At 63.2% G+C, this 15,471-nt stretch carries 9 protein-coding genes; 6 read left to right on the forward strand and 3 right to left on the reverse strand.

What is annotated here, in order from left to right; translation table 11 throughout:
- From CSC74_RS02210 to CSC74_RS02235, 6 genes are all read left to right on the forward strand, one after another.
- The gene (locus CSC74_RS02210) at window positions 1–3,015 is read left to right on the forward strand and encodes a TonB-dependent receptor domain-containing protein (protein WP_162312780.1); all 3,015 of its coding nucleotides are present in this window, start codon (window positions 1–3) and stop codon (window positions 3,013–3,015) included.
- Window positions 3,016–3,141: 126 nt separating this feature from the next.
- The gene (locus CSC74_RS02215; RefSeq protein ID WP_162312781.1) at window positions 3,142–4,767 is read left to right on the forward strand and encodes a glucoamylase family protein; all 1,626 of its coding nucleotides are present in this window, start codon (window positions 3,142–3,144) and stop codon (window positions 4,765–4,767) included.
- Between the two features lie 162 nt (window positions 4,768–4,929).
- Window positions 4,930–6,183: a sugar ABC transporter substrate-binding protein gene (locus tag CSC74_RS02220; RefSeq protein WP_246192913.1), complete on the forward strand. Its 1,254-nt coding sequence runs from the start codon at window positions 4,930–4,932 to the stop codon at window positions 6,181–6,183.
- Window positions 6,180–7,058, forward strand: coding sequence for a carbohydrate ABC transporter permease (locus tag CSC74_RS02225; protein ID WP_162312782.1), 879 nt, complete (start codon window positions 6,180–6,182; stop codon window positions 7,056–7,058). The genes CSC74_RS02220 and CSC74_RS02225 overlap by 4 nt, the downstream gene beginning before the upstream one ends.
- Window positions 7,059–7,176: 118 nt before the next feature.
- Window positions 7,177–8,001: a carbohydrate ABC transporter permease gene (locus CSC74_RS02230; protein ID WP_162312783.1), complete on the forward strand. Its 825-nt coding sequence runs from the start codon at window positions 7,177–7,179 to the stop codon at window positions 7,999–8,001.
- Window positions 8,002–8,144: 143 nt separating this feature from the next.
- Entirely contained in the window at window positions 8,145–11,351 is a 3,207-nt protein-coding gene (locus CSC74_RS02235) for a discoidin domain-containing protein (RefSeq protein WP_162312784.1), read from the forward strand.
- Window positions 11,352–11,615: 264 nt separating this feature from the next.
- Here the strand turns inward: CSC74_RS02235 and CSC74_RS02240 are convergent, their stop codons facing one another.
- From CSC74_RS02240 to glk, 3 genes are all read right to left on the reverse strand, one after another.
- Window positions 11,616–12,275 (reverse strand): bifunctional 4-hydroxy-2-oxoglutarate aldolase/2-dehydro-3-deoxy-phosphogluconate aldolase, encoded by a 660-nt coding sequence (locus CSC74_RS02240; protein ID WP_162312785.1) that lies wholly within the window; start codon window positions 12,273–12,275, stop codon window positions 11,616–11,618.
- Window positions 12,276–12,292: 17 nt separating this feature from the next.
- On the reverse strand, window positions 12,293–14,203 hold the full coding sequence (gene edd / locus CSC74_RS02245; RefSeq protein ID WP_162312786.1) for a phosphogluconate dehydratase: 1,911 nt from the start codon (window positions 14,201–14,203) through the stop codon (window positions 12,293–12,295).
- Window positions 14,204–14,435: 232 nt separating this feature from the next.
- Window positions 14,436–15,440 carry a glucokinase gene (gene glk, locus CSC74_RS02250; RefSeq protein WP_162312787.1) on the reverse strand — a complete coding sequence of 335 codons (1,005 nt, stop codon included), beginning with the start codon at window positions 15,438–15,440 and terminating at the stop codon, window positions 14,436–14,438.
- Window positions 15,441–15,471 lie beyond the last annotated feature (31 nt).

Consider the following 15,471-nt stretch of genomic DNA (forward strand, 5'->3'; position numbering starts at 1 on the left):
ATGAAAAACCAGAAGCAACGCAACATCCGTCCCACCCGCAAGCTGCTGACCTGCGCGCTGGCAAGTTGCCTGATGCTGGGCGTGGCGCCAACGGTGTTCGCGCAATCCACGGGCGCGACCCTGCGCGGCCAGGTATCCGCGGATTCCGCGCCCGCCACGGATGCGAAAGTCACCGCAACCAACCTTGCCACGGGCCTGACCCGCAGCGTGCAGGCCAATGCCAATGGCGGCTACTCGCTGGGTGGTCTGCCGCCCGGTGCCTATCGCATCGATGTTGCCGCCGGAGGCAAGACGAACTCGCAGAACGTAACTCTGCAGGTGGGTCAAACGGCTACCGTTAATCTCGGCGTAGGCGGTGTCGCGGAGACAACAGCAGGTGAAGCCACCAACCTCGATGCCATCACCGTGATCGCACCGATGCTGGTCGAAACGAAGACATCGGAAGTAGCCACCTACGTGACCCAGAAGCAGATCCAGGCTTTGCCGCAAGCCTCACGCAATTTCCTTGCATTCGCCGACATCGTGCCCGGTGTCCAGTTCTCGACGGGAGCGGAAGGGTCTACTTCATTGCGAAGCGGCGCCCAGCTTTCCAACGGCATCAATGTATTCATCGATGGTGTCGGCCAGAAGGATTATGTGCTGAAAGGCGGCATCACCGGCCAGGACTCCAGTCGAGGGAATCCATTTCCCCAGCTGGGCATCGCCGAATACAAGGTCATCACCTCGAACTACAAGGCCGAGTACGACCAGCTCAGCAGCGCCGGCATCACGGCGGTGACGCAATCGGGTACCAACGATTTCCACGGAAGTTTCTTCTGGGACAAGACCGGGAATGACTGGACCGCCAAAACCGTCCGTGAAGAGAAGGGACTGACGGAACAGCCGCAATCCAAGGACGAGCAGTACGGCTTCTCGTTGGGTGGTCCGATCATCAAGGATGCGATGCATTTCTTCTTCGCTTACGAAGGGAAGGACTACAACTCTCCCCGTTCGGTGACTCCAGGGCGGCAATTCCAGGTCGAGGATCTTCCGGCGCGGTTCCAGGAAGCTGCCAGGGCCTCGTTCGGCGCGCCATTCCACGAGGATCTGTACTTCGGCAAGATCGACTGGGCTTTCGGAGACGCCCATCTGTTCGAATTGACCATGAAACGGCGCGAAGAAGACGAGCTCACCAACGTAGGCAACGGCCCCAATGTCAAGGCCTACGGCACATTGAAGACAGGAGAGGAAACCCGTGTCGACCTGCGCTACCAGTACAGCGCGGAGAACTGGTTGAACGATGCCCACGTCACTTTCGAGGACACCAATTTCGCTCCGCGGCCGGCAACCCTCGAGAACGGATACAAATTGTTCGTGCCGCGGATCGGCCAGGAAGCCAATAACAACCCGGACATGGAGGAAGTGCTCAATCTCGGCGGCGGCGGGGACTACCAGAACAAGGGGCAGCGGGGCTATGCCTTCCAGAACGATTTCACTTTCTTCGGATGGGAAGGCCATACGATCAAGGCCGGCCTCAAGTACAAGGCGATCGACATAACCGCCTTCGAGAAATCGCCCTACACCCCGCAATACCGGTACGACATCAACCAGGACCTGGACATCCCGTATTTCGTGCAGTTCACGGCTTCCGGCAATGGCTTCCCGACCTCGGTTGAATCGAACGCCAAGCAACTGGGGATCTACCTGCAGGACGACTGGGCGGTCAACGAGCATCTGACTCTGAATCTGGGCGTGCGTTGGGACTACGAACAGAACCCCAGCTACGAAGATCACGTGACGCCCGCCACCTTGGTGTCCGCGCTGCAGAACTACCCGAACATAAACAATCCCGGCGTCGATTACGATTACAACGACTACATCAGCACCGGCAACAATCGCGATTCGTTCAAGGACGGATGGCAGCCGCGGCTGGGGTTTTCCTATGACTTCAATGGCGACCAGCGCCATGTATTGTTCGGTGGCGCAGGACGCTCGTACAACCGCAACCAGTTCGATTATCTTTCCTACGAGCAGTATCGCCTTGCTTTCCAGCGCTATGAATTCTCGTTCAATACTCCTGGGCATTCCTGCGTCGTCGACAATACTTTCTGCTACAACTTCGATCCGAGCTACCTGAATCCCGACACCTTGGCCGGACTGGTCGATCCGGGCACCAACTTCGGCTCGGAGGTCTTCCTGCTCAACAACGACCTGAAAACCCCTTATTCCGACCAGTTCAGCCTCGGGATGCGCAACACCTTCGAATTGTTCGGCAACGACTGGAATTCCTCGGTCACCTTGCTGCATATCCGCAGTCATGACGGAATCCTGTTCGCCTTGGGTAATCGCAATCCGGATGGCAGCTATTTCCCGCCCGGGCTCGAGTTCGGCAACGGTAATGTGGTGGGCAACAACCCGCTACCCGGATACAGGCAGTTTTTCCTTGGCGACAATGCCGTGGAGACGAAACTCAATTCGGTATTGCTCTCGCTCGACAAGCCTTATACACAGGCATCGGGCTGGGGCGTGAGCGTCGCCTACACCTACAGTGATGCAAAGGAGAACCGGAACAACTCCGACATATTCACCTTCGACTACCCCAATCTCGACAATGTCGGATTCACGTCCGCGCTGGGCATCGCCAAGCATCGATTGGTGACTACGGGCATCGTCGATTTCTGGGGCTTCACCGTTTCCGGGAAACTGACGTTGGCTTCGCCTGTCGCTAAAGAGGCGCTCAACTGCTACGACACCACTGTTGCGGGAAACTGCTATTTCGATCCGTTCTTCGCCTCCGATACGATCGGCTACAAGCAGTTCGACATGGCATTGCAGAAGGAATGGAATACCGGCACGGACCTCAAGCTGCGGGTTCGCGCGGACATGCTCAATGTCTTCAACTGGCGCAATTACACGGACTACTCGACATGGCGCGGTTTTGACCACAATCCAGATCCTGCCTACGGCAGCCGTAATGGTGACGGCATCCTGCTGCCCACCCGCACGTTCAAGCTGTCCTTCGGTCTGGACTGGTAGGCAACATGCCGACCACTCCCCGGAGGAGTGGTCGGTTTCCCACCGACGTATCCCATCCAACACAGCATGAAATAGGCATCCGTCCGCGAACGGATGCAATCATTTCCACCAAGGATCCAGGTTTCAATGAAATCCCGCCGCCTGCGTGCAACACTCTGCGTATGCCTTGTCGCGCTGATCACCGTGGTGTCGGCGTGCAAGAAGCCTTCGGAGCCGGTGGTGCAACAACCTGTCGTTCCCGCACCGGTCGCAGGGCAACCTGTCGCCAAGCCAGAACCGCCCGCCAGGCCGGAACTGCCGCCGCTGTTCCACGACATCGAGCGCCGCACCTTCCAGTTCTTCTGGGACACCACCAATGAATTGAACGGACTGACCCCGGACCGCTTCCCGTCGCGTCCGTTCGCCAGCATCGCCTCGGTCGGGTTCTCGCTCACCGCGTATCCGATCGGCATCGAGAACAATTGGGTCAGCCGCAACCAGGCCGTGGACCGGACCCTGCTCACGCTGAAATTCTTCCGCGACCTGCCGCAAGGCCCGCAACGTACCGGCAAGGGCGCCTACAAGGGCTTCTATTACCATTTCCTGGACATGCAGAAAGGCCAGCGCTACGACAGCTGGGTGGAACTTTCCAGCGTCGATACCGCGCTGCTGATGATGGGCGTGCTGTTCGCCCAGTCCTACTACGACCGCGACGATCCGCGCGAGAAGGAAATCCGCGACATTGCCGAGGAGTTGTACAAGCGCGTCGACTGGAACTGGCTGCAGCAGAACAAGCCGCTGATCTCGATGGGCTGGTTCCCGGAGAGCGGTTTCATCAAGCACGACTGGAGCGGTTACGACGAGGCCATGATGGTCTACATCCTGGCGCTCGGTTCGCCGACCCATCCGGTCAGCCCGGATGCGTGGCAGGTGTGGACGCGCACCTACAACGACGTATGGGGCGTGTACCAGGACCAGGAATTCCTGGCCTTCGGCCCGATGTTCGGCCACCAGTACAGCCATGTGTGGGTGGACTTCCGCGGCATCCAGGACGACTACATGCGCGAACGCGGCATGGACTACTTCGAGAACAGCCGCCGGGCCACGCTCGCGCAGCGTTCCTACGCCATCGCCAATCCGATGAAGTGGAAGGACTACGGCGAGAACGTGTGGGGCCTGACCGCCAGCGACGGGCCGCAGCAGACTCTGCAGGAATACCGCGGCGAGCAGCGCGAATTCCGCCATTATTCGGCGCGCGGCGCCGGCCTGCGGGTGAACTTCGACGACGGCACCATCGCCCCGACCGCAGCGCTGGGCTCGTTGCCGTTCGCGCCGGAGATCGTGATCCCGGCGGCGGTGGAGATGCACGACCGTTACGGCGAATACCTGTATTCCAGCTATGGCTTCCTGGATTCCTTCAACCGCAGCTTCGACTACGACATCCCGCTCAAGACCGGGCGCCTGGTGCCGGGCGAGGGCTGGGTGGCCAGCGACTACATCGGCATCGACCAGGGCCCGATCCTGACGATGATCGCCAACTACCGCAACGAGTTCGTGTGGAACGTGATGAAGAAGAATCAGCACATCCGCAAGGGCCTGGAGCGCGCCGGTTTCAAGGGCGGCTGGTTGACGCCGAAGGACGAACCGGTGCCTCCCGTGGCTCCCGCCGATCCGAAGGCCGCGGCTGCGCGCGAGCTGGGTGGTGCGGAATCACGTGCCAGTAATCCGGACAACCCGCAACCGGAACCGCCGCGACCGCAGCAACCGAAGTAAGCTGCGAGGATGATGGGTTCGACAAACAGACAACGGGATCGTCGTCCCCGCGAAGGCGGGGACCCAGTGTCTTTGCCCGGATATGCGCATCATCCCAATGCGCGAAGACACTGGGTCCCCGCCTTCGCGGGGACAACGAAAATTTGTGTAACGGGCTTGTGCTTGTTCCTGCTTTTTTTCATGGTCGCCTGCAGCCACGAGGCCGACGACCGTGAAGTAGTCACTTTCTGGGCCATGGGTTACGAAGCCGAGGTCGTCGCCCAACTGATCCCCGAGTTCGAGCGCCGCAACCCCGGCATCCGCGTCGACTTGCAGCAACTGCCGTGGCTGTCGGCACACGAGAAGCTGCTCACCGCGTTCGCCGGCGAATCCTTGCCGGACGTGTCGCCGATCGGCAACACCTGGATTCCCGAGTTCGTGGCGTTGGGCGCGCTGGATCCGCTGGACGGGGAAATCGCCGCGACCAGGGACTTCGACGTTGCCGATTATTTCCCGGGCGTGTGGGACAGCGGCGTGGTCGATGGCAAGGTCCACGCGGTGCCGTGGTACGTGGAAACCCGCCTGCCGTTCTATCGCACCGACCTGCTGGCCAAGGCCGGCGTGAGCACGCAGCCACGCAGCTGGAACGAGTGGCTGGCGGCGATGACCGCGGTCAAGCGGGAAGTAGGCCCGGACCGTTACGCGATCCTGTTGCCGTTGAACGAATTCGAACCGCTGCTGAGCCTGGCTATCCAGCAGCCCGAACCGCTGCTGCGCGACGGTGGGCGCTATGGAAATTTCCGCAGCGCCAGCTTCAAGCGCGCGCTGGGTTTCTACAAGGAAATGTTCGACCGGAAACTCGCGCCGGTGGTCACCAACAACCAGATATCCAATGTCTGGGACGAATTCGGCAAGGGCTTCTATTCGTATTACATCTCCGGCCCCTGGAATATCGCCAAGTTCAAGGAGCGCCTGCCGCCCGCGCAGCAGGGCGACTGGATGACGATGCCTTTGCCGGGCCCGGACGGCCCGGGCGCTTCGCTGGCCAATGGCACCAGCTTCGTCGTATTCGGCCAGTCGCGGCACAAGGCGGCGGCGTGGAAACTGATCGCCTACCTGTCCACGCCGCAGATCCAGGCGCAGTTCCATGCACTCACCGGCGATCTGCCGCCGCGACGTTCGCCCTGGCGGACGCCAGCGTTGGCGAACGATCCGTACGCCAAGGCATTCCGCGAGCAACTCGAACGCGCGGTACCCACGCCCAAGGTGCCGGAGTGGGAACGCATCGCCCAGGAGATGCGGGTGATCGGCGAGGAAGTGGCCAACGGGCGCATGGACGTGGACCAGGCGGCGGCGGAACTGGACCGGCGCGCCGACCGGTTCCTGGAGAAGCGGCGCTGGATGCTGGACCAGGCGGCGGAGGCGGGCGCGCCATGAAACCTTCGATCGCAGGCTGGATGTTCGCTGCACCGGCGCTGACCGTGATCGGCCTGTTCTTCGGTCTGCCGGTGATCGCGGCGCTGGCCTTGAGCCTGACCGATTTCGACATCTACGCACTGGCCGACCTGCGCAACCTGCGCTTCGTCGGCATCGACAATTACCTGGGCCTGCTGCAGAACCCGCTGTTCTGGAAAACCCTGGGCAACACGCTGTATTTCGTCGTCGCCGGGGTGCCGCTGTCGGTGGCCCTGTCGCTGGGCGCGGCCCTGCTGCTGCATTCGAAGCTGGGCCGGTTGAAGCCGTTCTTCCGCACCGCGTTCTTCGCCCCGGTGGTGACCACGGTGGTGGCGGTGGCGGTGATCTGGCGCTATCTGTTCCACACCAAATACGGCCTGGTCAACTGGGGCCTGTCTTCGCTCGGCATCGATGCGATCGACTGGCTGGGCGATCCGCACTGGGCCATGCCGACTATCATTTTCTTCGCGGTATGGAAGAACTTCGGCTACAACATGATCATCTTCCTGGCCGGCCTGCAGAGCATCCCGGAAGACCTGTACGAAGCCGCGCGCATCGACGGCGCCGGTACCTGGAAGCAGTTCCGCCACGTGACCCTGCCGATGCTCGGGCCGGTGTTGCTGCTGGTCAGCATCCTGACCATGGCCGGCTACTTCCAGTTGTTCGCCGAGCCTTACGTGATGACCCAGGGCGGGCCGCTGGAAAGCACTAAGAGCGTGCTCTACCTGATGTACGAGGAAGGCTTCAAGTGGTGGAACCTGGGCAACGCTTCGGCCGTGGCCTTCCTGTTGTTCGTGCTGATGGTCGCCACCACCAGCGGCCTGCTGTGGTTCGCGCGCAGGAAGGGGGTCGAGTGAAGATCATGCGGGAGGGGCTTCGGCCCCGACGGGATAATGGGAAAGGCGTCGGGGCTGAAGCCCCTCCTACAAGGGCAGCCGCTCCTGCAGAGGTCGTGCTGATCCGGGAGGTCGGGCGATGAGAAGTCGTCTGCTGCCCTCGCTGATAATCAATGGCTTGCTGGTGGCGCTGGCGATAATCAGCCTGGCGCCGTTGCTGTGGATGCTGTCGGTGTCGTTCATGCAGACCGGCGAGGCGGCCCATTTCCCGCCGCCGCTGTTGCCGTCGCGCATGACCCTGGACAACTACCGCGAGTTGTTCGTGCGCGCGGGCATGGGTCGTTTCCTGTTCAACAGCTTCCTGATCTCCAGCTGCGTGATGCTGCTGTCGGTGCTGTTCAACACGCTGGCCGGCTACGCCTTCGCCAAGCTGCGCTTCAAGGGCCGCGACCGCACCTTCCGCACGTTGCTGGCCGCGCTGGTGATCCCGGCGCAGGTGGCGATGATGCCGCTGTTCCTGCTGCTGAAGCAGATCGGGCTGGTGAACACCTACATGGGCGCGATCGTGCCGGGCATGGCCGCGATCTTCGGCATCTTCCTGGTGCGCCAGTACGCGCGCTCGATCCCCGACGAGTTGCTGGAAGCCGCGCGCATCGACGGCGCGGGCGAGTGGCGGATATTTTTCCAGATCGTGCTGCCGGCGCTCAAACCGATCCTGGTGACCCTGGCCATCTTCAGTTTCCTGGGCGCATGGAACGATTTCATGTGGCCGTTGATCGTGCTCAGCGACGAAAGCCTGCAGACCCTGCCGGTGGCGCTGGCATCGCTGTCGCGCGAGCACGTGACGGATTACGAGTTGATGATGGCCGGTTCGGTAGTGACTGTGCTGCCGGTGCTGCTGTTGTTCCTGGTGTTGCAGCGGTATTACCTGCAGGGGTTGCTGCTGGGGAGTGTGAAAGGATGATTCCGACCGGAAACGAATCGTCGATCAATATCAATTCGTCATTCCCGCGAAGGCGGGAATCGCTCTTTGCGAGTTACCCGATCGACGAAGATCGTGGGTTGCACGGAGACCAAGAAACCAGAGCGATTCCCGCCTTCGCGGGAATGACGAGTTTATTTTTTGCAAGCGCGCTTATTGGACTTGCCTCCTTTGGCGCTCATGCGCAGAACAAATCCAGGGTCCTGGACGACTTCAGCGATGCCTCCGAGTGGCGCGCCGTCACCTCCAACCAGGTCAGCGGCAGGCTCCGCCAGGTCGATGGCGCGCAGGGCAAGGCGTTGTGCCTGGACTACGACTTCAATGGCGTGTCCGGTTACGCCGGCATCCAGCGCGACCTGGCGTTGGAGTACCCGGAGAACTACCGGTTCGATTTCCAGTTGCGCGGCGATTCACCGAAGAACGACCTGCAGTTCAAGCTGGTCGACACCAGCGGCGACAATGTGTGGTGGGTCAACAAGCCGAAGTACGGCTATCCGCACGAGTGGACCGGCGTGGTCTACAAGAAGCGGCATATCGGCAAGGCCTGGGGGCCGGATCCGGACCGCGTGCTGCGCAACAGCGCGAAGCTGGAGTTCACGGTCTACAACAATGCAGGCGGCAAGGGCTCGGTCTGTTTCGACGAACTGACCTTCACCGTGCTGCCCGCCGAAGATCGTTCACCGCTCACTGCCACGGCCAGCGCCTCGGTCGCCAATGGCAGCGGCGTGGCGGGCAATGCGGTGGACGGTGATGCCGCGACGGCCTGGTACGCCGATTTCGCTGCACGGACGCAACCCCGGCTGACCCTGGACATGGGCAAGCTGCGCGAGTTCGGTGGCCTGAAGCTGGCATGGAAGGAGGGCGAATTCGCTTCGGATTATCTGTTGCAGCTGTCGGACGATGGTGCGGACTGGCGCGATGTGCGTACTGTGGTGGGTGGCAATGGTGGGACCGATTACCTGGCGCTGCCCGAATCGGAAGCGCGCTACCTGCGACTCAGCGTGGCATCAGGACCCGGAAAATCATTCGGACTGGCCGAGGCCACGGTCCAGCCTCTGGAATTCGCGGCCACACCCAACGATTTCATCAGGTCGGTGGCCAGCGAATCCCCGCGAGGCTGGTATCCACGTGGTTTCACCGGCGAACAGCCTTACTGGACCATCGTCGGCCTGGATGGCGGCACCGAGCAGGCGTTGATCGGCGAAGACGGAGCGGTGGAAGTGGCCAAGGGAGGCTTCAGCATCGAGCCCTTCGTCATCGCCGACCGCAAGCTCGTCACCTGGGCCGATGTGGAAACCATGCAGTCGTTGCAGGACGGTTACCTGCCGATTCCCAGCGTGGACTGGAAGCATGAAGCGTTCTCGCTGCAGGTGACCGCATTCGCGCAGGGCACGCCACAACATTCGCAACTGGTGACGCGTTATCGCCTGACCAACACCGGCGAGGCGCCGGGCCGGTTCGCATTGGCGCTCGCGGTGCGGCCGCTGCAGGTGAATCCGCCGACCCAGTTCCTCAGTACCGTCGGCGGGGTCAGCGAAATCCATGGGTTGACGGTCCGGGAAGGAACTGTCGGCGTGGAGGGCGTGCCGCGTGTGCGCGCCAACAGGAAATCGCTCGCTGCGTTCGCAAGTCCCTTCGATTCTGGCGATATCGTGCAGCGGCTCGCGGATTTGGAATGGGCTTCTTTTTCCGACCAGACAGAAACGATGGGAGTCCACTATCGCGGGCCCGATACCGGCGAAGACGCGGTCGATGACCCTACCGGCCTGGCTTCGGGCGCCTTGCTGTATCGCGTGTTGCTGGCGCCGGGTGAGACCTATGAAGTCGACCTGATCGCACCCATGACGGGTGGCTTCGAGAAGGGAGCCGTATCGGGTTTTCCGGAAGAAGCCGAGGTTCTGCAGAAGCGCGTGGCGGACCAGTGGCGCGGCAAACTCGACCGCGTGCATATCGAGGTTCCGCCGCAAGGCCAGGACTTGGTCGATACCCTGCGCACGGCCGCCGCGCACATGCTGATCTCGCGCATCGGTCCGCGCCTGCAACCGGGCACGCGCTCGTATGCGCGTAGCTGGATCCGCGACGGGGCGATGATTTCCGAAGGCCTGCTGCGCATGGGCCGCGAGGACGTGGTGCGCGACTACGTGGACTTCTACGCGCCGTACCAGTTCGAGAACGGCATGGTCCCGTGCTGCGTGGACGACCGCGGCAGCGACCCGGTGCCGGAGAACGACAGCCATGGCGAGCTGATCTTCAACATCGCCGAACTGTATCGCTACAACGGCGACAAGGCATTCCTGCGGAAGATGTGGCCGCACGTTCTGGGCGCCTGGACCTACATGGAGAAGTTGCGCCAGCGCGAGCGTACCGAGGCCAATCGCGCGCTCAATCCCGCGTTCTACGGGATGATGCCGGCGTCGATCAGCCATGAGGGTTATTCGGCCAAGCCCATGCATTCCTACTGGGACAACTTCTGGGCCTTGCGTGGCTACAAGGATGCGGTGGAAGTGGCGCAATGGCTGGGCAAGGCCGAAGACGCCAAACGATTCGCTGTCGCGCGCGATCAGTTCCGCGATGATTTGTACGACTCCCTGCGCGCGGCCGCGAAGCTGCACGACATCGACTTCCTGCCGGGAGCGGCGGAGCTTGGCGATTTCGACGCGACTTCCACCACCATCGCGCTGGCGCCGGGTGGGGAGCAGGGCAGGCTGCCCAAGGACTTGCTGGACAATACCTTCGAGCGTTACTGGCGCGAATTCGTACAACGCCGCGACGGCAAGCGCGAATGGAAGGACTACACCCCCTATGAATGGCGCAACGTCGCCGCGTTCGTGCGCCTGGGCTGGCGCGAGCGCGCCTGGGAGACGGTGCGGTTCTTCTTCAAGGACCGCGCGCCGCAGCCCTGGAACCAGTGGGCGGAAGTCGTGTCGCGCACCCCGCGCAAGCCGTTCTTCGTCGGCGACCTGCCGCATGCGTGGGTGGCATCGGATTTCGTGCGTTCGACGCTGGACATGTTCGCCTACACCCGCGAGATCGACGACAGCATCGTGCTGGCCGCAGGTATTCCGGCCGATTGGCTGGAAGGCGAGGGCATTGCGATCCGCGATTTGCGCACGCCGGATGGAAAGTTGGGGTATGCGTTGCGCCGGGCAGGTGGAAAGCTCGAATTGCAGGTCGGCGAGGGATTGGAGGTGCCTGCTGGCGGCCTGGTGCTGCCGTGGCCCTATGCCTCCGTACCCGGCAAGGCCACGGTGAATGGCAAGCCGGCGGCATGGACCGACAGCGAGTTACGCATCTTGTCGTTACCCGCAAAGGTCAGCATCGAAGCTCCATAGGAGCGAAGCGGTGTAGGAACGGTGTAGGAGCGACGCGAGTCGCGATGCCGGAGCGATATCCCGGCATGCAATTCGTGAAGTGGTTTTATTGCCGGTACCTTCGCGGCTTGCGCCGCTCCTACAAGGTGGTCTGGCGCTCTAAGCGATGTGGCAGCGACGTCAGTCGCGATGCCGGAGCGATATTCCGGATGCAATTCTCGAAGAGACTTTATCGCCAACACCTTCGCGGCTCACGCCGCTCCCACAAATGCGGTCTGTCGCTCTTTATGTGCCGCGGACCTTGCCGACGATGGCTGCGGCCTTGGCCGAGCTAGCGGTCACCTTGTCCCATTCCCCGGCTTCGATCCAGTTCTTCGGGACCATCCACGAACCGCCGATGCACACGACGTTAGGTTGCGACAGGTAATCGGCCGCGTCGTCCTCGGTGATGCCGCCGGTCGGGCAGATCTTCAAGTCCGACAGCGGGCCTGCCAGCCCTTTCAGCATCGCCAGTCCACCGACCGCGTTGGCCGGGAACAACTTGCACACGCGGAAACCACGTGCCATCAGCGACAGCAATTCGGTCGGCGTGGCCGCACCGGGAACAACGGGAATAGGCGCCTTGGCGAGAGCATCGGCCATTTCCGCAGGCGTGCCGGGAGTAACCAGGAAATCCGCGCCGGCGGCGATCGACTGTTCCATCTGCCCGATGGTCAGCACTGTGCCAGCGCCGATCACGATGTCCGGCAGTTCCTTCTTCAGCATCGCCAGTGCTTCCATCGCCACCGGCGTGCGCAGGGTCAGCTCGATCGCCGGCAGCCCGCCTTGCAGCAAGGCTGCCGATACCTTGCGCGCTTCATCCAGCGTATACACGGTGACGACGGGAAGGATGCCGGCGGCGCGGAGCAGTTGTTCGGCTTTTTGCTGGTGCTGGGCGATGGTCATTCGTTTATCCGTGGTTCTCAGGCGTCTTTGGCTTCATGCGGTGCGGCGGCCGCTGCATGATCATGACCCAACTCGTATTCCGCATCGTATTCCCAGCCGCCTTCCGGCGTCGGCGGGCCGCAGGAAATCGACAGCGCGCCCTGGTCGGCCGGCGTCACCAGGTTGCGATTCCAGGCGAACAGGTTCCGGCCCAGGTCGTGCGCCGCCGGCGCGGTGTTGGACGCGTGCGCGCGTGCGTTCCATTCGTCAGCGTCGACCAGCACTTCCAGCGTGCCGGCTGCGGCATCGAGGCGGATCATGTCGCCTTCGCGGAGTTTTCCGATGGGGCCGCCGCGCGCGGCTTCGGGAGTAAGGTGGATCGCGGCGGGGATCTTGCCGGAGGCGCCGGACAGGCGGCCGTCGGTGACCAGGGCCACGCGCCGTCCCTGGTTCTGCAGCAGGCCCAGCAGCGGTGCCAGCGAATGCAGTTCCGGCATGCCGTTCGCACGCGGTCCCTGGTAACGCACCACGGCGATGAAATCCTGCGGCAGCACGCCGGCGGCATGCAATTTATTGAGTGCGCGCGGGTCGTCGATGACCACCGCGGGCGCTTCGATGCGATGGTATTCCGGCTTCACCGCCGAGATCTTGATCAGCGAACGGCCCAGGTTGCCGCGCAGCAGGCGCAGTCCGCCGTGCGGATCGAAGGCATCGCCGACCGGCCGCACCACGGCTTCGTCGGCGCTTTTCTCGATGCCGGGCGAATAATCCAGCTTGCCGTCGGCCAGGCGTGGTTCGTCGCAGTACGCGCGCATGCCGCCTGGGACCACGGTGGCGATGTCGCCATGCATCAGCCCGGCATCGATCAGTTCGCGGAATACGAACTGGGTGCCGCCAGCGGCGGCGAAACGGTTCACGTCGGCCTCGCCATTGGGATACACGCGCGCCAGCAGCGGCACGGTCTGCGAGAGCTGGTCCATGTCGTCCCAGGTCAGCATGATGCCGGCGGCACGGGCCACCGCGATCCAGTGGATGGTGTGGTTGGTGGAACCACCAGTGGCCATCAGCGCGACCATCGCGTTGACGATGGCGCGTTCGTCGATCAACTGGCCGATCGGGCGATAGTCGTTGCCGAGCGCGGTGATGCGCAGCGCCCGCTCGGTCGCGGCGCGGGTCAGCGCGTCGCGCAACGGCGTGCCCGGATTGACGAAGGAAGCCCCCGGCAGCTGCAGGCCCATCGCTTCCAGCAGCACCTGGTTGGAATTGGCGGTGCCGTAGAAGGTGCAGGTGCCCGCGGCATGGTACGACGCGGCCTCCACTTCCAGCAGTTCCTCGCGCGTGGCTTCGCCGGCGGCGTAACGCTCGCGCACTTCGGCCTTCTGCTTGTTGGGAATGCCCGGAGTCATCGGCCCGGCAGGCACGAACATCGCCGGCAGGTGGCCGAAGGCGAGGGCGCCGATCAGCAGTCCCGGCACGATCTTGTCGCATACGCCCAGGTACAGCGCCGCGTCGAACATGTCGTGGCTGAGCGAGATGGCGGTGGCCTGGGCGATGTTGTCGCGAGAGAACAGCGACAGCTCCATGCCCGGGCGCCCCTGGGTGACGCCGTCGCACATCGCCGGCACGCCGCCGGCGACCTGCGCGGTGGCGCCGAGTTCGCGCGCGGCCCGGCGCACGATTTCCGGGTAATGCTCGAACGGCTGGTGCGCCGAGAGCATGTCGTTGTAGGCGTTGATGATGCCCAGGTTGGGGGTCGCGTCGGCGCGCAATCGGCCTTTGTCGGGGCCGCTGGCGGCGAAGGCATGGGCCAGGTTGCCGCAGCTCAGGCGGGTGCGGTTGGGCCCCTCGCGGTGCGCGGCCTCGATGCCTTCCAGGTAGGCGCGGCGCGAATCGGCGCTGCGCTGGCGGATGCGTTCGGTGACTTCGTGGAGGTGGGGATGCAGGGTCATGGCGGAAGGCTGGGTCTGCGGGAAAGGCAGAAAGCGACCGGTAGGGATGATCGGCTGGCCAGCGGCAGCGCGGCGAATCTCCACCACGAGATACCAGCAAAATACCAATTATCCGAACCCATTCGCTCCGGATCTGCGTCGCAGCTATCTTAACTGTTCTTGCACTTGAATTTGCGAGAATATTGGATACCAGAAAGATACCAGTGCTGTCGATGCGACGGGTGGTCCCGGGTCACTTCGCTGCGAGGCTTTCCATGGCGAACGCCGCGGCACCGAGCAATCCTGGCTGCGGATGGACCACCACCAGCGTAGGTACCCTGGCCATGGCCGGCGAGAACCGGCCCTTGTGTTCGAAGCGCTGGCGGAAGCCGGAATGCTGCAGCGACGACAGCAGTTTCGGCGCCAGGCCGCCGGTGAGGAACACCCCATCCCAGGCCCCGGCGCTGAGCACCAGGTCGCCGGCGATGGCGCCGAACACCGCGCAGAACACGTCCAGCGTGCGCATGCAGCGTGGATCGCCGGCGGCGGCACGCGCGGTCACGTCCGCGGGCTGCATCGGGCCCGGGTCTTCGCCCGCGATCTCGCTCAGGGCGCGATGCAGATTGACCAGGCCGGGACCGCAGATCAGGCGTTCATTGGACACGCGACCGAACTGCGCGGAGAGTTTTTCGAGGATTTCGATTTCTTCCGGCGTGCCCGGCGGGAAGCTGACGTGGCCGCCTTCGGTTTCGAGCGCATGGCGGTGGCCGTTGCGAACCAGCAGTCCACCCACGCCCAGCCCGGTGCCTGGGCCGATGACCGCATAGGTCCTGTCCTCGGAAACAGCGGCGGGCGACCAGCGGGCGCCGCCGATCGCGACCACATCGGCCGCCGTCAGCAACGACACCGCCATCGCCTGCGCGGCGAAGTCGTTGACCAGTCGCAGTCCATCGAAACCCAGCGCGCTGCGCGTGCGCGACAACGAGATGACCCAGGGGTGGTTGGTGATGCGCGCTTCGTCGCCATCCACGCGGCCGGCGACGGCGAACACGCCGTTCTGCGCAATGGCGCCAGTCTGGTCGAGGTAGTGCCGGGCGGCGTCGGCGAGCGAGGGGAAATCCGCCACCGCGTATTCGCCGATGCTGTCGACGATCAAAGGGGTTGCCAGCGACGTATCGGCCAAGGCGAAACGCGCATTGGTGCCGCCGATGTCGGCGAGCAGCACGCGCGCGGCCGAAGCGGTAGCGGAGCCGGTCATGCGGAGTACTTCAAGCGATGGTTACAAAGAG

Source organism: Pseudoxanthomonas yeongjuensis (assembly GCF_010093345.1).
Taxonomy (GTDB): domain Bacteria; phylum Pseudomonadota; class Gammaproteobacteria; order Xanthomonadales; family Xanthomonadaceae; genus Pseudoxanthomonas_A; species Pseudoxanthomonas_A yeongjuensis.